The sequence below is a fragment of the Phenylobacterium sp. genome (assembly GCF_030679875.1).
GTDB lineage: Bacteria > Pseudomonadota > Alphaproteobacteria > Caulobacterales > Caulobacteraceae > Phenylobacterium.
Map to the genome: position 1 here is coordinate 1 of NZ_JAUXSP010000019.1, position 16947 is coordinate 16947.

At 65.5% G+C, this 16947-nt stretch carries 18 protein-coding genes and 2 tRNA genes; 18 read left to right on the forward strand and 2 right to left on the reverse strand.

The features are described 5' to 3' along the window. The 4 genes from Q8K84_RS11180 to Q8K84_RS11195 all read left to right on the forward strand — a co-directional run. A partial coding sequence (locus Q8K84_RS11180) for a S16 family serine protease (RefSeq protein ID WP_305282694.1) occupies window positions 1-1106 on the forward strand: 1106 nt, incomplete at its 5' end. Between the two features lie 162 nt (window positions 1107-1268). Then, window positions 1269-1544, forward strand: coding sequence for an HU family DNA-binding protein (locus Q8K84_RS11185; RefSeq protein ID WP_304753166.1), 276 nt, complete (start codon window positions 1269-1271; stop codon window positions 1542-1544). A gap of 119 nt (window positions 1545-1663) precedes the next feature. Next, window positions 1664-1740, forward strand: a tRNA-Val gene (locus Q8K84_RS11190). Window positions 1741-1772: 32 nt separating this feature from the next. Further along, window positions 1773-2687 (forward strand): aldo/keto reductase, encoded by a 915-nt coding sequence (locus Q8K84_RS11195; RefSeq protein ID WP_305282695.1) that lies wholly within the window; start codon window positions 1773-1775, stop codon window positions 2685-2687. 250 nt (window positions 2688-2937) lie between these two features. Here the strand turns inward: Q8K84_RS11195 and Q8K84_RS11200 are convergent. Further along, window positions 2938-3014: transfer RNA gene (locus Q8K84_RS11200), tRNA-Asp, on the reverse strand. 55 nt (window positions 3015-3069) lie between these two features. Continuing rightward, a complete protein-coding gene (locus Q8K84_RS11205) occupies window positions 3070-4623 on the reverse strand; it encodes an AbgT family transporter (RefSeq protein WP_305282696.1) in 1554 nt (517 codons plus the stop codon). 247 nt (window positions 4624-4870) lie between these two features. On the opposite strand from Q8K84_RS11205, the gene Q8K84_RS11210 reads away from it, so the two are divergent. From Q8K84_RS11210 to nuoL, 14 genes are all read left to right on the forward strand, one after another. After that, complete coding sequence (locus Q8K84_RS11210) at window positions 4871-5248, forward strand: NADH-quinone oxidoreductase subunit A (protein ID WP_305282697.1); 378 nt, start codon at window positions 4871-4873, stop codon at window positions 5246-5248. After that, on the forward strand, window positions 5218-5799 hold the full coding sequence (locus Q8K84_RS11215) for an NADH-quinone oxidoreductase subunit B family protein (RefSeq protein ID WP_305282698.1): 582 nt from the start codon (window positions 5218-5220) through the stop codon (window positions 5797-5799). Before Q8K84_RS11210 ends, Q8K84_RS11215 begins: the two co-directional genes overlap by 31 nt. Then, complete coding sequence (locus tag Q8K84_RS11220) at window positions 5796-6425, forward strand: NADH-quinone oxidoreductase subunit C (protein WP_305282699.1); 630 nt, start codon at window positions 5796-5798, stop codon at window positions 6423-6425. Before Q8K84_RS11215 ends, Q8K84_RS11220 begins: the two co-directional genes overlap by 4 nt. After that, the gene (locus Q8K84_RS11225; RefSeq protein WP_305282700.1) at window positions 6422-7657 is read left to right on the forward strand and encodes an NADH-quinone oxidoreductase subunit D; all 1236 of its coding nucleotides are present in this window, start codon (window positions 6422-6424) and stop codon (window positions 7655-7657) included. Before Q8K84_RS11220 ends, Q8K84_RS11225 begins: the two co-directional genes overlap by 4 nt. Further along, complete coding sequence (locus Q8K84_RS11230; protein WP_305282701.1) at window positions 7654-8004, forward strand: nuclear transport factor 2 family protein; 351 nt, start codon at window positions 7654-7656, stop codon at window positions 8002-8004. Before Q8K84_RS11225 ends, Q8K84_RS11230 begins: the two co-directional genes overlap by 4 nt. 7 nt (window positions 8005-8011) lie before the next feature. After that, window positions 8012-8695, forward strand: a complete 684-nt coding sequence (nuoE, locus tag Q8K84_RS11235) for an NADH-quinone oxidoreductase subunit NuoE (protein ID WP_305282702.1) — start codon at window positions 8012-8014, stop codon at window positions 8693-8695. Continuing rightward, window positions 8692-8901 carry a hypothetical protein gene (locus Q8K84_RS11240; RefSeq protein WP_305282703.1) on the forward strand — a complete coding sequence of 70 codons (210 nt, stop codon included), beginning with the start codon at window positions 8692-8694 and terminating at the stop codon, window positions 8899-8901. The genes nuoE and Q8K84_RS11240 overlap by 4 nt, the downstream gene beginning before the upstream one ends. A 5-nt stretch (window positions 8902-8906) precedes the next feature. Continuing rightward, the gene (nuoF, locus tag Q8K84_RS11245; protein WP_305282704.1) at window positions 8907-10223 is read left to right on the forward strand and encodes an NADH-quinone oxidoreductase subunit NuoF; all 1317 of its coding nucleotides are present in this window, start codon (window positions 8907-8909) and stop codon (window positions 10221-10223) included. A 5-nt stretch (window positions 10224-10228) separates the two neighbouring features. Further along, window positions 10229-12268 (forward strand): NADH-quinone oxidoreductase subunit NuoG, encoded by a 2040-nt coding sequence (nuoG, locus tag Q8K84_RS11250; RefSeq protein ID WP_305282705.1) that lies wholly within the window; start codon window positions 10229-10231, stop codon window positions 12266-12268. A gap of 3 nt (window positions 12269-12271) precedes the next feature. After that, the gene (gene nuoH / locus Q8K84_RS11255; protein ID WP_305282706.1) at window positions 12272-13357 is read left to right on the forward strand and encodes an NADH-quinone oxidoreductase subunit NuoH; all 1086 of its coding nucleotides are present in this window, start codon (window positions 12272-12274) and stop codon (window positions 13355-13357) included. Next, window positions 13357-13854 carry an NADH-quinone oxidoreductase subunit NuoI gene (gene nuoI, locus Q8K84_RS11260; protein WP_305282707.1) on the forward strand — a complete coding sequence of 166 codons (498 nt, stop codon included), beginning with the start codon at window positions 13357-13359 and terminating at the stop codon, window positions 13852-13854. The genes nuoH and nuoI overlap by 1 nt, the downstream gene beginning before the upstream one ends. A gap of 104 nt (window positions 13855-13958) precedes the next feature. After that, window positions 13959-14576, forward strand: coding sequence for an NADH-quinone oxidoreductase subunit J (locus Q8K84_RS11265; protein WP_305282708.1), 618 nt, complete (start codon window positions 13959-13961; stop codon window positions 14574-14576). Further along, window positions 14573-14881: an NADH-quinone oxidoreductase subunit NuoK gene (nuoK, locus tag Q8K84_RS11270; RefSeq protein WP_305282709.1), complete on the forward strand. Its 309-nt coding sequence runs from the start codon at window positions 14573-14575 to the stop codon at window positions 14879-14881. The genes Q8K84_RS11265 and nuoK overlap by 4 nt, the downstream gene beginning before the upstream one ends. Window positions 14882-14889: 8 nt before the next feature. Continuing rightward, entirely contained in the window at window positions 14890-16947 is a 2058-nt protein-coding gene (gene nuoL / locus Q8K84_RS11275) for an NADH-quinone oxidoreductase subunit L (RefSeq protein WP_305282711.1), read from the forward strand.

A 16947-nucleotide genomic window follows, 5' to 3' on the forward strand; every position in this document is an offset into this window, starting at 1 on the left:
GCGACCCAGCCTCAGCCTTGTTGGAGGTCCTCGATCCCTCGCAGAACTCGACCTTCGCCGACCACTATCTGGAGGTCGACTACGACCTGTCGCCTGTGATGTTCGTCACCACGGCCAACTCGCTCAACATGCCCCAGCCCCAGCTGGATCGCATGGAGATCATCCGCATCCCCGGCTACACCGAGGACGAGAAGGTCGAGATCGCCAAGCGCCACGTCCTGCCCAAGCTGACCAAGGACCATGGGCTGACGCCTGAGGAGTTCGCGGTCTCCGAGGACACGATCCGCGAGCTGATCCGCTACTATACGCGGGAGGCCGGGGTCCGTTCGCTGGAGCGGGAACTGGGCAATCTGGCGCGCAAGACCGTTCGCGATCTCGCCCGGGAAAACGTCACCAGCATCACCATCGATCCGGAACGTCTGGCCAAGTACGCCGGGGTCCGTAAGTACCGGTATGGGGAGATGGACGCCGAGGATCAGGTCGGGATCATCACCGGCCTGGCCTATACGGACTTTGGCGGCGACATCCTGACCATCGAGGCGGTCAAGATGCCGGGCAAGGGGCGCATGTCCATCACGGGCAACCTGAAGGACGTGATGAAGGAGTCCATCGCGGCGGCCAATTCCTACGTCCGCAGCCGGGCCACCCAGTTCGGCATCGAACCCCCGGCCTTCGAGAAGACCGACGTTCACATCCACGTGCCGGACGGCGCCACCCCCAAGGATGGTCCCAGCGCCGGCGCCGCCATGGCGACCGCCATCGTCTCGGTCCTGACCGGCATACCGATCCGCAAGGATATCGCCATGACCGGCGAGGTCACCCTGCGTGGCCGGGTGACGGCCATTGGCGGCCTGAAGGAAAAGCTGCTCGCGGCCCTGCGTTCGGGGGTCAAGACCGTGCTGATCCCGCAGGAGAACGAAAAAGACCTGGCGGACATTCCGGCCAAGGTGAAGGAGGCCCTGGAGATCATCCCGGTGAACACCATGGATGAGGTCTTGGTCCGCGCCCTGACCCGGATGCCGGACCCGATCGAGTGGACCGAGCCTCCGACCAAGGGGCCGGTCGCCGGCGACGATGGCGAAGCTGAGGCGATCATGACCCACTAGGGTCGGGGCGCTTCCATACCAGACCACAGGCGGCGCGGGCTCACCCCCGCGCCGCTTTGTTTGACGCGCCTGCTTTAGCCCGCATAATCCCTTGGCGCGAAGGCGTTCGCCGCTGCCGGTGCTTCGCGAAAAACAGAAAAAGGGCAGGGAGAGGAAACCACTATGACCAAGGCTGAACTGGTTTCGGCGATGGCCGACAAGGCGGGGATCACCAAGTCGCAGGCAAAGGACGCCCTGGAAGCGTTTGTCGATTCCGTCACCGGGTCGCTCAAGGGTGGCCAGGAGGTGCGTCTCGTCGGCTTCGGCAGTTTTGTGCCGGTGAGCCGAGCCGCAGGCGTCGCGCGCAATCCGCGCACCGGCGAGAGCGTGAACCGCCCGGCCTCGCAGACCGCGCGGTTCCGGATAGGTGAGGGCCTGAAGAACGCGCTCAATAGTTAGACGATCGAGATACGCAGGATTTTAGAGGGGGCGGCCGCCACAGGTGACCGTCCCCTCTTTGCGTCATCGCCCAAAAGCGGCTCCGAATCTGCGCCAGGAGCAGGTATGAGTGCCGGCGAGGGCGGCTAGCTCAGTTGGTCAGAGCACCTGGTTTACACCCAGGGGGTCGGGGGTTCGAGCCCCTCGCCGCCCACCATTGGTCCAAGGCCCAGCCTGACCGGAGGACGCATGCGATACCGTCCCCTGGGCCGAACCGGGCTCACCGTCTCAGAGATCGGCTTCGGCTGCGCCAGCTATTGGGGCCTGCCCAGGTTCGATGAGGATGAGGCGGTGCGGCTGGTTCATCGCGCCCTCGATCTGGGGATCACCCTGTTCGACACCGCGCCGGGCTACTCCCGGGGCGAGGCTGAGCCGCGATTGGGCCGCGCCCTGAAGGGGCGGGTGACCAATGGTCTCGTGATCGCCACCAAGGTCGGCACCTTCCATGCCGGCGGGGGCCGCACAGGGAGGGACTTCTCGCCCGCCGCCATCACCCCCAGCGTCGAGGCGAGCCTGAAGCGACTGGGGGTCGAGCACCTCCAGCTGGTTCAACTGCATGGCCCGGCGGTCCCTGAGCTGAATGATGATCTGTTCGCCGTGCTGGAGCGTCTGCGAGATCGGGGTCTGGTGACGGCCTTCGGGGCCAACAGCTTCGATCCCGCCGTGATCGCCGCCATCATCGCCGCGCCCAGCCTCGATGTGGTGATGCTGGACTACAACGTTCTGAGGCCAGAGCGCCGAACGCTCATCGATGCGGCTGTGGCGCAGGGCAAGGGGGTGCTGGCGGGCATGCCTTTGGCCATGGGGCATGTGGACGGCCAGATCCGAAAGGTGAGGGGCCTGCGCGATCTCTGGTACGCGGCCCGCGCCCTGAAGAACCATCGGGAAGAGCTGTTGCTGGCCGAGCGGTTCGGCTTTCTGAGGCGTCTGGAGGGCATGAGCGCCGCCCAGGCGAGCCTTTCCTATGTGCTGGAGCATCCCGGCGTGTCGGCTGCGGTGACAGGCACCACCCGTCTGGCCCATCTGGAGGCCAATGTGGCGGCGTCCGGCATGGTGTTGCCGCCGGAGACGCGGACGCGCCTGCGCGCTGCTCAGGGGGTCTGAGGCTTCGTCCTCTGGCGAGCCTTATATTGGCGCTCGGCGTCCCGACCTATGACGATGGAGCCGATACCGCGCCGCGGCGCCGGATCAGACCGTGATCGAGCTAATCACCCTGGCCGGAGGCGGCTTCCAGGCCACGATGCTGGCTTCGGCCAAGGCCGAACGGATCAAGCCCTTCGCCAAGCTCTTCGCCCGGCAGGAACGATGTCGTCTGAGGAGAGGGGCCCGCGCCAGGTTTTCTCAAAGAAGACCATGGCGCGAGTGACGGGACTCGAACCCGCGACCTCCGGCGTGACAGGCCGGCGCTCTAACCAACTGAGCTACACCCGCATATGGCGCTCGCGTCGCCGCGAGGGGCGTCTGATAGGTCCCGACCGGAATCGTGTCAACTGGGCACGAGCGATGATGTGGCCTGCGGCGGCGAATAATGCACGCCAGCCTGTGGACCGAGGGGCAACTCCAGCGCCGACCACAGCCCGACCAGGATCAATCCGGCGCTCATCATCGCCGCCGAGTAGGGCAGCATGGCGCTGATCAGGCCGCCGACGCCAAAGCCTGGCCGCCATCTTTGGCAGAATCCGAGGACCAGCGCGAAATAGGGCATGAGCGGCGAGGCCATGTTCACGCTGGAATCCCCCATCCGATAGGCGGCCGTGGTCATCTCGGGGCTCACCCCCAGCAGCATCAGCATGGGCACCAGGACCGGCGCCAGCGCGGCCCACTTGGCTGAGGCCGAGCCGATCAGCATGTCGAGGCCGGCGGTCAGGACAACGATCGCCATCAGCAACACCGGGATCGGCAGGCCGGAGGCTCGCACGGCCTCCGCCCCATTGATGGCGATGATGACGCCCAGGTTTGACCAGGTGAACATGGCGATGAAGTGGGCGGCGGCGAAGGCGAGCACGATGTAGGGCGCCATGGCCGCCATCGAGTCCGAGGCCAGACGCACCACATCCTTGTCTGAACGAATCTGCCCGGTCAGCCGGCCATAGGTCAGGCCGCCGGCCAGGAAGAGGATGAAGAACCCGGCGACCAGCGACCGGAAGAACGGGGTCCAACGGCCTGGGCCCTCCAGGCTGTCATCGACGAGGGGCGCACCGGGCGCCAGCGCGAGCGCGGCCCAGAGGACCATCACGCTCAGCACGGCGACTCCGGACCACCGCAAGGCGCGGCGCTCCTGCGTAGACAAGGGCGCGTCCTGTGGGGGCAGGTCTGCGGGGGGTGTCCAGGGACCCAGGCGAGGCTCAACCACATTGGCGGTCACCCACCAGGCGACGGGAATGAACACTACGGCGGCTGCGGCGGTGAAGTACCAGTTTCCCACCAGGTTGGCGGTCCAGGTCGGATCGATCAGCCGGGCGGCGGGTTCAGACAGGCCAAGAATCAGGGCGTCGAACTGACCGGGCAGGGGATTGCCGGCGAAGCTGCCCACCACGCCGGCGAAGGCCGCGGCGATTCCCGCCACGGGATGGCGGCCAACCGCAGCGAAGGCCGCGCCTGCCAGGGGCAGGAGGATGACAAAGCCCGTATCGGCGGCGTGGTTGGCGATCAGGCCCAGAAAGATGACCACGGGGGTCACGAGCCTGTGGGGGGTGCGGCTCATCATGGCGCGAATCGCCGCTGAGAGCAGACCGACCCGCTCGGCGATTCCCGCCCCGAGCATGATCAAGAGGACGTAGCCGAGAGGGGCGAAGCCCGTGAGAGTCCTGGGCATCTCCACCAGCAGGGTGCGGATATTGTCCGGGGCGAGCAGGCTCTGGGCGCGGAGGAGCTGTCCATCCACTGGATTGATCGCGCTGACGCCGACCCAGGCGCAGAGGACGCTGGCGAGCACCAGGGCGCCAATGATCCAGGCGAAGATGAATACGGGATCGGGCAGGCGGTCGCCCAGGCGCTCAATGGCGTCGAGCGCCCGGTGAAGTATGGGTCTTGCGGTCAATTTCCCCTCCCCGCTGGACGATCAGCCTAGGCCGCAGGGGAGGTCGCGCAAACCGGCGTCGCAGCTCTTGCGAGGCATTCGCAGAATAATCCCAACAATGCCCGGTTCTCAGGCGCGCCGCTCCACTCGCGACGTCTGGCCGCAGCCGCGGGAGGCGTGGCCATGGCGTATCTCTGTTGTCGGAATCCGCTGTTTGAACCCTGCGCATTGCTGGTCTAGAAGGGCCCGCGACTCCTTCGAGGACTCCATGAACGCGTTCCTTCTGCAGTACCTGCCCATCGTGATTTTCTTAGGGATCGCGGCGGTCCTGGGCCTGGCCTTCGTGCTGGCCGCGGCCGTTCTGGCGCCCAAGGCGCCCGACCCGGAAAAGCTCTCGACCTACGAGTGCGGCTTCAACGCCTTTGACGATGCGCGGATGAAGTTCGACGTCCGCTTCTATCTGGTGTCGATCCTCTTCATCATCTTCGACCTGGAAGTCGCGTTCCTGTTCCCCTGGGCCGTCAGCCTGATGAACCTGCCCACCGAAGCCATGCAGTTCGCCTTCTGGTCGATGATGAGCTTCCTGGGCATCCTGACGGTGGGATTCATCTATGAATGGAAGAAGGGGGCCCTCGAATGGGAGTGATCGTTCCGGCCAATTCGGCCGCCCGGGCGACCGTCGAGGGCTATGATCCCAAGGTCCACGACCCCTTCTTCGATGGGGTCAACGATCAGCTGGCCGACAAGGGCTTCATCACCGCGGCCGCCGATGACCTGATCACCTGGGCGCGCACCGGCTCGCTCATGTGGATGACCTTCGGCCTGGCCTGCTGCGCGGTGGAAATGATGCAGGCCTCGATGCCGCGCTATGACCTGGAGCGCTACGGCTTTGCGCCGCGGGCCAGCCCGCGCCAGTCGGACGTGATGATCGTGGCCGGCACCCTGTGTAACAAGATGGCTCCAGCCCTGCGCAAGGTCTACGACCAGATGCCAGAGCCCCGCTACGTCATCTCCATGGGCTCCTGCGCCAATGGCGGCGGCTACTACTATTTCAGCTACTCCGTCGTTCGCGGCTGTGACCGGATTGTGCCGGTGGACATCTATGTCCCGGGTTGCCCGCCGACCGCCGAGGCGCTGGTCTACGGCGTGCTGCAGCTTCAGAAGAAGATCCGCCGCACCGGGACGATCGAGCGATGAGCTGGCCCGTTTCCGCCACCGACCTGCAGGTTCTCGGCCAGGCCATGGTCGCCAACAGCGCCGGGTCGCTGACCAGCGCTCAGGTGGCCTTTGATGAGCTCAGCCTGACGGCGCCGCTGCCGCGGATCGTCGAGGCTCTGACCTTCCTGCGCGACCATCCTGATTACAGGTTTGAGGTGTTGGTCGACCTGACCGCGGTGGATTACCCCGAGCGCGAGAAGCGCTTCGAGGTGGTCTATCACCTGCTGTCGATGAGCAAGAACCTGCGCGTGCGGATCAAGCTGGTGACCGACGAGGATACTCCGGTCCCCACCGCGACGCCGGCTTACCCTTGCGCCAACTGGTATGAGCGCGAGGCCTTCGACATGTACGGGGTCTTCTTCGAAGGCCATCCGGACCTGCGCCGCATCCTCACCGACTATGGCTTCCACGGCCACCCGCTGCGCAAGGACTTCCCCATGAGCGGCTATGTGGAGCTGCGCTATGACGACGAGCTCAAGCGCGTGGTCTATGAGCCGATCAAGATGACCGAGTGGCGCAACTGGGACTTCCTCAGCCCCTGGGAAGGCGCCGAGCGCGGCTTCGCCGCCCTTCCGGGCGACGAAAAGGCGGAGCCCAAGGCATGACCGGCGAAGTCGTCCCCGCCTCCGAGGCCCAGCTGGCCCACAGCCCCTCGACCGAAACCGAGATTCGTAAGTTCACCATCAACTTCGGTCCCCAGCATCCGGCCGCGCACGGGGTGCTGCGCCTGATCCTGGAGCTGGACGGCGAAGTCGTCGAGCGGGTGGACCCCCATGTGGGCCTGCTTCATCGCGGCACCGAAAAGCTGATGGAGTACCGGCCCTATCAGCAGACGATCCCCTATTTCGATCGCCTGGACTATGTGGCCCCGATGAACCAGGAGCACGCCTATGTGCTCGCCATCGAGAAGTTGCTGGCCGTCGAGGTTCCCTATCGGGCGCAGCTGATCCGGGTGCTCTACTCGGAAATCGGCCGGATTCTGAACCACCTGCTCAACGTCACTACCCAGGCCATGGATGTCGGCGCGCTTACCCCGCCGCTCTGGGGTTTCGAAGAGCGCGAAAAGCTCATGGTCTTCTATGAGCGGGCTTCGGGCGCGCGCCTGCACGCCAACTATTTCCGCGTCGGCGGCGTGCGTCAGGACCTCCCGCCGGCCCTGGTGGCCGACATCTCGTCTTGGTGCGACGCCTTCCCCAGGGCGCTCAAAGACATCGACAGCCTGATCACCGGCAACCGCATCTTTAAGCAGCGCAATGTCGATATCGGCGTGGTCAGCAAGCAGGAGGCTCTGGATTGGGGCTTTTCCGGCGTCATGGTTCGTGGCTCGGGCATCGCCTGGGACTTGCGCCGCAACCAGCCCTACGAGTGCTACAACGAGCTCGAATTCGACATTCCGCTTGGGGTGAACGGCGACTGCTACGACCGCTACCTCTGCCGGATGGAAGAGATGCGCCAGTCGGTCCGCATCATGAAGCAGTGCTGTGATCGCCTCGAAAAGACGCCAGGCCCGGTGCTGATCGAGGACAACAAGATCGGCGCGCCGCGGCGCGGCGAGATGAAGCGCTCGATGGAGGCGCTCATCCATCACTTCAAGCTGTTCACCGAAGGCTACCGGACGCCGGCCGGCGAGGTCTATGCCTGCGTCGAAGCCCCGAAGGGCGAGTTCGGCGTCTTCCTGGTCTCGGACGGCTCCAACAAGCCCTACAAGTGCAAGATCCGCGCGCCGGGCTATCCCCACCTGCAGGCCATGGACTGGATCAACCGCGGCCACATGCTGGCTGACGTCTCGGCCATTCTCGGCTCGCTCGATATCGTGTTCGGGGAGATCGACCGATGAATGCGACCGCAACGCCCACGCCGTCCGATCTCGCCCAGGGCCAGCTTGACGCCTACAACGCCCAGGACGTGGACGCCCTGTGCGGCTTCTTCGCCCAGGATCTGATCGTGGCCGACTTCAATGGCGCGGTGACCGTCGACGGGCTTGAGGCCTTTCGGGCCAGGCACGTGGCCCTGTTCGCCGAGCACCCGCAGAACCGCGCCGAACTCGCCCATCGCGTGGTGATCGGTGACCGGGTGATCGACCACGAGCGCGTCTATCGCCAGCCTGGGCCAGTGAGCTTCGAAGTGGCGGCCATCTACACCATCGCCGGCGGCAAGATCGCCCGCATCGACTTCGTCAAGTGAGGGGCAAGTGAGCGTTCGTCGTCTTTCGCCCAATCAGCCTGCCAGTTTCGCCTTCCAGCCTGAGACGCTGGAGAAGGCCAAGTGGTGGATCGCCAAGTTCCCGCAAGGCCGCCAGCAGTCGGCGGTCATCCCGATCCTGTGGCTGATTCAGAAGCAGGACGGCTGGGTCAGCGAGCCAGCCATTCGCCTGGTGGCCGAGATGCTGGGCATGGCCCGCATCCGGGTGCTGGAGGTCGCGACCTTCTACACCATGTTCATGCTGGAGCCTGTGGGCAGCGTCGCCCTGGTCCAGGTCTGCGGCACCACGCCTTGCCAACTGCGCGGGTCCGAGAGCCTGATGGCGGTCTGCAAGCGCAAGATCGGCGCGAAGGATCACCTGTCGGCCGACGGCAAGTTCACCTGGCAGGAGGTGGAATGCCTCGGCGCCTGCGCCAACGCCCCCATGGCCGCCATCAACGACTATTACTACGAAGACCTGACGCCCGAGAGCTTCGAGGCGCTGCTGGACGATTTTGCGGCCGGCAAGGCGCCAGCGCCGGGCTCGGCTGTGAAACGCCAGGGTTCCGCGCCTGAGGGCGGGGCTCTGACCCTGTCTGATCCGGCGCTCTATGACGGCTCAGCCGCCAAGCCGCTGAAGAAGATTCCGAATGCTGCGCCTAAGGCGACAGCCAAGGCGGAGCCGACGGCGTGAGCGCAGACGCAGGCATCAAGACGCGATTCATGCGCATGGCGGTGATCAACGGCGTTTGTGTGGCGATCGCCGTGGCCGCGGTGATCGGGGCGCTGATCTCAGGCCAGGACTGGCTGTTCGCCATCTTCGGCGTCGCTCTGGCTGCGGGGTTCGCGGCGCAGATCTGGTTCATCGCCGCCTTCCGGCGCGCGAAAGAAGGAGTTTGAGGGGCGTGGTCGGGATTCTCGAAGACAAGGACCGCATCTTCACGAACCTCTATGGCCTGCACGACTTCGGGCTTGAGGGCGCGAAGCGGCGCGGCGCCTGGAACGGCGTGCGTGAAATCCTGTCGCAGACCCCGGAGTGGATCTGCGATCAGGTCAAGAATTCCGGCCTGCGCGGTCGCGGCGGGGCGGGCTTCGGCACCGGCCTGAAGTGGACCTTCATGCCCAAGCAGGAGAGCGAGCGCCCGCACTTCCTGGTGGTCAACGCCGATGAGTCTGAGCCGGGCACCTGCAAGGACCGCGAGATCCTGCGCAACGATCCGCATCTGTTGATCGAGGGCTGCCTGATCGCCAGCTACGCGATCCGCGCCCACGCCTGCTACATCTACATCCGTGGCGAATATGTCTTCGAGCGCGAGCGCCTGGAGGCCGCCATCAAGCAGGCCTATGAGGCTCGTCTGATCGGCAAGGACAATGTCCACGGTTGGGACTTCGAACTCTATGTGACCCACGGGGGCGGGGCCTATATCTGCGGCGACGAAACCGCCCTGATGGAAAGCCTCGAAGGCAAGAAGGGGCAGCCGCGACTCAAACCCCCGTTCCCGGCCGGCGCTGGCATCTATGGCTGCCCGACCACCATCAACAATGTCGAGACCATCGCCACGGTCGGCTCGATCCTGCGCCGCGGGGCGGAGTGGTTCGCGGGTTTTGGCCGGCCCAACAATACCGGCACCAAGCTGATGGCCATTTCCGGTCATGTGAACCGGCCCTGCGTGGTCGAAGAGACCATGTCGATCCCCCTGCGCCAGCTCCTCGAAGAGCATTGCGGTGGGATTCGGGGCGGCTGGGGCAATCTGAAGGCGATCATTCCCGGCGGCTCGTCGGTGCCGATGATCACCGCCGAGATGGCCGAGACCGCGCTGATGGACTTCGACTCCCTGCGCGAGATGCGCTCGGGCCTCGGCACGGCGGCGGTCATCGTCATGGACAAGGACGCCGACATCGTGAAGTCGATCGCCCGACTGTCCTATTTCTACAAGCATGAGAGCTGCGGCCAGTGCACCCCGTGCCGCGAAGGCACCGGCTGGATGTGGCGGGTCATGGAGCGGATGGTGACGGGCGAGGCCGACATGGCCGAGATCGACATGCTGCTCGACGTCGCATCGCAGGTGGAAGGTCACACGATCTGCGGCCTCGGCGACGCCGCCGCCTGGCCGATCCAGGGCCTCTTCCGCCACTTCCGCCATGAGGTGGAGGATCGCATCACCCAGTACCGCGCCGGACGCCCGCACGTGCAGGGCGCCACGCTCGTGGCGGCGGAGTAAAACACATGCCCATCGCAAAGGTCGACGGCGTCGAGGTCGAGTTCGAACCCGGCATGACAGTGCTGCAGGTGGCGGAGCTGGCTGGGAAGGAAATCCCGCGTTTCTGCTATCACGAGCGCCTGTCCATCGCCGGCAACTGCCGCATGTGCCTGGTCGAGGTGAAGCCTGGTCCGCCCAAGCCGCAGGCCTCCTGCGCCCTGCCGGCCGCCGAGGGCCAGGAGATCTTCACCGACACGCCGATGGTCAAGAAGGCCCGTCACGGGGTGATGGAATTCCTGCTGATCAACCATCCGCTCGACTGCCCGATCTGCGACCAGGGCGGCGAGTGCGACCTGCAGGACCAGGCCATGGGCTATGGCCGCGACGATTCCCGCTATGGCGAGAACAAGCGCGCGGTCGAAGAGAAGTTCATGGGGCCGCTCATCAAGACAGTGATGACCCGCTGCATCCAGTGCACCCGCTGCGTCCGCTTCATCACCGAAGTGGCCGGCGTGCCGGAGATCGGCCTGATCTCCCGGGGCGAAGACGTTGAAATCACCACCTATCTCGACGCGGCGGTGACCTCGGAACTCAGCGCCAACGTCATCGACCTGTGCCCGGTCGGCGCGCTGACCTCCAAGCCTTACGCCTTCAATGCGCGGCCCTGGGAGCTGAAGAAGACCGAGAGCATCGACGTCATGGACGCCCTGGGTTCGGCCATCCGCGTGGACGCTCGCGGCCCGGCCGTGCTTCGCGTGCTGCCGCGCATCAATGACGACGTCAACGAAGAGTGGATCAGCGACAAGACCCGCTACGCCGTCGATGGCCTGTCGCGGCAACGCCTGGACCGCCCCTACATCCGCGAGAGTGGCAAGCTGCGCCCCGCGACCTGGACCGAAGCCCTGCAGACCGTAGCCGCCAAGGTAAAGGCGACGTCGCCCGACCGCATGGGTGTGATCGCCGGTGACCTGCAGGACGCCGAATCCATGAAGGCGGCGCTGGACCTGTTCGGCGGGCTGGGCGTGACCAGCCTTGACTGCCGCCAGGACGGCATGGCCCTGGGCGACGGGCCCCGGGAAAGCTGGCTGCTCAACTCGACCATCGCCGGCATCGAAGACGCTGACGTGATCCTGCTGGTGGGGACCAATCCCCGCCTGGAAGCCCCGGTGTTCAACGCCCGCCTGCGCAAGCGCTGGCTGGCCGGCGCCCTGCGGATCGGTGTGATCGGCGAACAGGCCGACCTGTCCTACAGCTATGACTATCTCGGCGCCGGGCCTGAGACCCTCATGGGTCTCGCCAAGTCCCGGAGCGACTTCGCCAAGGCGTTCAAGGGGGCCGAGAAGGCCGCGATCATCGTCGGCGCTGGGGCTCTGGCCCGCACCGATGGCGGCGCCGTCGTCAAGGCCGCCGCCAGTGTGGCCCAGACCTTCAAGGCGACCTGGAATGTGCTGCATACCGCCGCGGCCCGGGTCGGCGGCCTCGATCTCGGCTTTGTGCCCAAGGCCGGCGGCAAGACGGCCCTGGAGCTCACCGCCAAGGGCGGCGCCGACCTGCTGTTCCTCATGGGCGCCGACGAGATCGACCTGTCGGCCACCGACGCCTTCGTCGTCTATATGGGGACCCATGGGGACGCGGGCGCTCACCGGGCCGACGTCATCCTGCCGGGCGCAGCCTACACCGAGAAGAACGGCCTCTACGTGAACACTGAGGGCCGTGTGCAGCGCGGCGAGCGTTCGGTCTTCCCCAAGGGCGAGGCCAAGGAAGACTGGGCCATCCTGCGGGCGCTCTCCGAGCTGCTGGACGCCAAGCTGCCCTATGACAGCCTCGACCAGCTGCGCGCCCGCCTGTTCGCCGATCACCCCACCTTCGGCCGAATCGACTATGTGCCTGAGGCGCCCGGCGCCCTGGACCTGTCGGCTCTGGGCGGGGAGGGCGCGCTTTCGGATGCGCCCTTCGCCAGCCCGGTGAAGGCCTTCTATCTGACCAACCCGATCGCACGCGCCAGCGTGACCATGGCCGAGTGCCAGGCGCTCGTGCCGGGCGCCGAAAAGATCGCCGCGGAGTAGGGCATGGACGCCACCACAAGTTTCTGGGCGACGCCGGGCGGCTGGACCTTGATCACCGTGGGCCAGATCCTGGCCGTGATGATCTGGATCCTGCTGTCCCTGGCCTTCCTGCTGCTGGCTGACCGCAAGATCTGGGCCGGCGTGCAGATGCGCAAGGGGCCCAACGTCGTGGGTCCTTTCGGCCTGCTGCAGTCCTTCGCCGACTTCCTGAAGTTCGTCCTGAAGGAGATCGTCATTCCTGACGGGGCCGACAAGGTGGTCTTCATCCTGGCCCCCCTGATCAGCTTCGTCCTGGCCTTCGCCGCCTGGGCCGTGGTGCCCCTGGCGCCGGGCTGGGTGGTCTCCGACATCAATGTCGGCGTCCTCTACCTGCTGGCGATCAGCTCGCTCGGCGTCTACGGCATCATCATGGGCGGCTGGGCGTCCAACTCGAAATACCCCTTCCTGGGCAGCCTACGGTCAGCCGCCCAGATGGTCAGCTACGAGGTCTCCATCGGCTTTGTGATCATCACGGTGATCCTGCTGGCCGGCACCATGAACCTGCAGACCATTGTTGAGCAGCAGGGCGGCGGATTCTGGAACTGGTACGTGTTCGGCGGCGGCCTTTCCAACCTGCCGATGATCCTGATCATGGTCCCCATGGCGGTCGTATTCTTCATCTCGGCCCTGGCTGAGACCAACCGCCCGCCCTTTGACCTGCCCGAAGCCGAGTCTGAGCTCGTGGCCGGCTATCAGGTGGAATACTCCTCGACCCCGTACCTGCTGTTCATGATCGGCGAGTACGCCAACATCGTGCTGATGTGCGCCATCATCACCATCCTGTTCTTCGGCGGGTGGCAGGCGCCGTTCCCGACGCCGTTCATCGAGAGCTGGCCGGCCACCGCGCAGAGCTTCTTTGGCTTCATGTGGTTCTTCGCCAAGACGGTGTTCTTCTTCTTCCTGATCGCCATGGTGAAGGCGATCGTGCCGCGCTACCGCTATGACCAGCTGATGCGCCTGGGGTGGAAGGTGTTCCTGCCCTTCTCCCTGGTGGCCGTGGTGCTGGTCGCCGCCTGGCGGGTGTTTGGCCCGGCCCAAGGAGCGATCTGATGAGTTTCGCCGCCCGTATCAGCCAGGCCGCCAAGGGCGCGGCGCTGATGGACTTCATCGGGGCCTTTGGCCTGGGCATGAAGTACATGATGCGCCCCAAGGCGACCGTCATCTATCCGAACGAGCGCAACCCGCAGTCGCCCCGTTTCCGCGGCGAGCACGCCCTGCGTCGCTATCCCAATGGGGAAGAGCGCTGCATCGCCTGCAAACTCTGCGAGGCCATCTGCCCGGCCCAGGCGATCACCATCGAGGCCGAGCCCCGGGACGACGGCAGCCGCCGGACGACCCGCTACGACATCGACATGGTCAAGTGCATCTACTGCGGCCTGTGCCAGGAGGCCTGCCCGGTGGACGCCATCGTCGAGGGACCGAACCTGGAGTTCGCCACCGAGACGCGCGAAGAGCTCTATTACGAAAAGGATCGCTTGCTCGACAACGGGGACCGTTGGGAGCGGGAGATCGCGAAGAACCTGGAACTCGACGCGCCCTATCGCTAAGAGACAGGCGCGATTCCGGGGCTTTTGGACGTTGGCGTCCGACCGGGGCCAAGCGCCCTGCGGGCGGACCAACCTGATGATTGAGGGGCGAAAGTAGAGCCGTCATGGCCTTGCAGGCGATCGCATTCTATCTGCTGGCGACAGTCACGATCGGCTCCGGTCTGGCCGTGGTGTCCGTCAGGAATCCCGTGCACTCGGTGCTGTTCCTCATCCTGACCTTCTTTTCAGCCGCAGGCCTCTTCCTGCTGCTGGGGGCGGAGTTCCTGGCGATGCTGCTGGTGGTCGTCTATGTGGGCGCCGTCGCGGTGTTGTTCCTCTTCGTCGTCATGATGCTCGATGTGGACTTTGGAGCCTTGAAGCAGGGCTTCGCTCGCTACGCGCCTGTCGGCGCCTTAGTGGGCGGCATTCTGGCGATTGAGATGATCATCGTCGCCACGGCGGTGGCCCGGGGCGGGGCGGCCAGCGGAGTTCGCGAGCCGATGTCGGCCCTGGACGGCCTGTCCAACACCGAGACCATCGGCCGGGTGCTCTACACCGACTATGTCTACTTCTTCCAGGCCGCGGGGCTGGTGCTGCTGGTGGCCATGATCGGCGCCATCGTCCTGACCCTGCGCCACAAGCCCGGCGTCCGCCGCCAGGTGATCTCCGACCAGGTGGCGCGCACGGCCGAGAGCGGCATGCGCACCGTTCAGATCAAGCCGGGCGAAGGGATGGGCGAATGACCATCGGGCTCAGTCACTATCTGGCGGTCGCCGCCATCCTGTTCACGATCGGGGTCTTCGGGATCTTCGTGAACCGCAAGAACGTCATCGTCATCCTGATGTCGATCGAGCTCATCCTCCTGGCGGTGAACATCAATTTCGTCGCCTTCTCCGCCTACCTGCATGACGTGGTGGGGCAGATCTTCGCCATGTTCGTCCTGACCGTGGCCGCCGCCGAGGCGGCTGTGGGCCTGGCCATCCTCGTCACCTTCTTCCGCAACCGCGGCGGCATCGCCGTGGACGACGCCGCCGTGATGAAAGGCTGACGGAGCCCATGACCCCTCAGTCTATCGCCATCACTCTGGTCTTTGCGCCCCTCCTGGGCGCCCTGATCGCGGGTCTGTTTGGCCGCCGCATCGGCGATTTCGCCTCCCAGGCCGTGACTACGGGCCTGCTGATCCTCGCCTGCATCCTGTCCTGGACCCTCTTCATCCAGTGGACCTGGGGGGGGCTTGAGGCCTTCACGCTCACCCTGTTGCCCTTCATCAATGTCGGCGACTTCCAGTCGGCCTGGTCGATCCGTATCGACGGGCTCTCGGCGGTGATGCTGATAGTCGTCACCTCGGTCTCGGCCCTGGTTCACGTCTATTCGTGGGGCTACATGGCCGAGGACGACTCCCGGCCGCGCTTCTTCGCCTACCTGTCGCTGTTCACCTTCGCCATGTTGGCCTTGGTGACGGCCGCCGACTTCATGCAGCTGTTCTTCGGCTGGGAAGGGGTGGGGCTGGCCAGCTACCTGCTGATCGGCTTCTGGTTCAAGAAGCCCACGGCCAACGCCGCCTCCATCAAGGCGTTCGTGGTCAACCGGGTGGGCGACTTCGGCTTCGCCCTGGGCATCATCACCGTCTTCTGGATGTTCGGCACCATCGAGTTCGCCGAGATCTTCCCGCGGGTCGAGGAATTCGCCGCTGTCGGCTGGCAGTTCGCTGGCCAGACCTGGCGCGCCATGGACCTGGCCTGCGCCCTGCTGTTCATCGGCGCCATGGGCAAGTCGGCCCAGTTCTTCCTGCACACCTGGCTGCCCGACGCCATGGAAGGCCCGACGCCGGTCTCGGCCCTGATCCACGCCGCCACCATGGTGACGGCGGGCGTCTATATGGTCTGCCTGCTGTCGCCGATGTTCGAATACGCCCCGGTCACCAAGCAGATCGTCACCCTGGTCGGGGCGATCACCGCGCTCTTCGCGGCCACGGTCGGCTTGGCGCAGAACGACATCAAGCGGGTCATCGCCTATTCGACCTGTTCGCAGCTCGGCTACATGTTCTTCGCCGCCGGCGTCGGCGCCTATCAGGCGGCCATGTTCCACCTGTTCACCCACGCCTTCTTCAAGGCCCTGCTGTTCCTCGGCGCCGGCTCGGTGATCCATGGCATGCACCACGAGCAGGACATGCGGAAGATGGGCGCCCTGTGGAAGCTGCTGCCGGTCACCTATGCGGTGATGGTCATCGGCACCCTGGCCATCACCGGCTTCGGCATCCCTGACCTGCACCTTGGCTTCGCCGGCTTCTATTCCAAGGACACGATCATCGAGGCGGCCTACGCCGCCGGTGAAGAGAACGGCATCGCCTACTTCGCCTTTGTGATCGGCATCCTGGCGGCGGGGCTGACCGCCTACTATTCGTGGCGCCTGGCCTTCATGACCTTCCATGGCCACGCCAAATGGGGTCACGAGCCCCATGACGACCACGCCCATGCTCCGGCTCAGCATGAGACCCACGATGAGCCGTTGCCGGACGCTCACGACCATGGGCATCACCACGCCCATACCCCGCACGAGAGCCCCTTGGTGATGATCGTTCCGCTGCTGCTGCTCGCCCTGGGCGCCGTGGCCGCCGGTTTCGCCTTCGTCGAGCATTTCGTGGGCGATCATCAGGCGGAGTTCTGGCGCGGCGCCATCTTCACCGCGCCCACCAACCATGTGCTCGAGCACGCCCACCATGTGCCGCATTGGGTGCTCTATGCGCCCCTGGTGGCCTCGATGCTGGGCTTGGCGATCGCCTTCTACATCTACGTGCTGCGTGAGGGCCTGGGCGCCCGGATGGCGGCCAAGGAAGGGCCGGTCTGGAGCTTCCTGTACAATAAGTGGTTCTTCGACGAGCTGTACAACGCCACCTTTGTCCGCGCCGCCCGCGGTCTGGGCGACCTTTTCTGGAAGGTCGGAGACCAGAAGATTATCGACGGACTGGGCCCCAATGGCGTGGCGGCTGTTTCGGCGGCGGTTGGCCGGCGGACCGGCAAGCTGCAGACCGGCTTCGTCTACCACTATGCATTTGTGATGTTGCTTGGCGTGGCGGGGCTTCTGGCCGTCGCGCTCGCGTTCTGGCGCGCTTGA

Excerpts from the sequence above, each read along its gene's own strand:
- Q8K84_RS11185 (WP_304753166.1), top strand. The coding sequence starts at position 1,269 with ATGACCAAGGCTGAACTGGTTTCGGCGATGGCCGACAAGGCGGGGATC.
- Q8K84_RS11195 (WP_305282695.1), top strand. The coding sequence starts at position 1,773 with ATGCGATACCGTCCCCTGGGCCGAACCGGGCTCACCGTCTCAGAGATC.
- Q8K84_RS11210 (WP_305282697.1), top strand. The coding sequence starts at position 4,871 with ATGAACGCGTTCCTTCTGCAGTACCTGCCCATCGTGATTTTCTTAGGG.
- Q8K84_RS11215 (WP_305282698.1), top strand. The coding sequence starts at position 5,218 with ATGGAAGAAGGGGGCCCTCGAATGGGAGTGATCGTTCCGGCCAATTCG.
- Q8K84_RS11220 (WP_305282699.1), top strand. The coding sequence starts at position 5,796 with ATGAGCTGGCCCGTTTCCGCCACCGACCTGCAGGTTCTCGGCCAGGCC.
- Q8K84_RS11225 (WP_305282700.1), top strand. The coding sequence starts at position 6,422 with ATGACCGGCGAAGTCGTCCCCGCCTCCGAGGCCCAGCTGGCCCACAGC.
- Q8K84_RS11230 (WP_305282701.1), top strand. The coding sequence starts at position 7,654 with ATGAATGCGACCGCAACGCCCACGCCGTCCGATCTCGCCCAGGGCCAG.
- nuoG (WP_305282705.1), top strand. The coding sequence starts at position 10,229 with ATGCCCATCGCAAAGGTCGACGGCGTCGAGGTCGAGTTCGAACCCGGC.
- nuoH (WP_305282706.1), top strand. The coding sequence starts at position 12,272 with ATGGACGCCACCACAAGTTTCTGGGCGACGCCGGGCGGCTGGACCTTG.
- nuoI (WP_305282707.1), top strand. The coding sequence starts at position 13,357 with ATGAGTTTCGCCGCCCGTATCAGCCAGGCCGCCAAGGGCGCGGCGCTG.
- Q8K84_RS11265 (WP_305282708.1), top strand. The coding sequence starts at position 13,959 with ATGGCCTTGCAGGCGATCGCATTCTATCTGCTGGCGACAGTCACGATC.
- nuoK (WP_305282709.1), top strand. The coding sequence starts at position 14,573 with ATGACCATCGGGCTCAGTCACTATCTGGCGGTCGCCGCCATCCTGTTC.
- nuoL (WP_305282711.1), top strand. The coding sequence starts at position 14,890 with ATGACCCCTCAGTCTATCGCCATCACTCTGGTCTTTGCGCCCCTCCTG.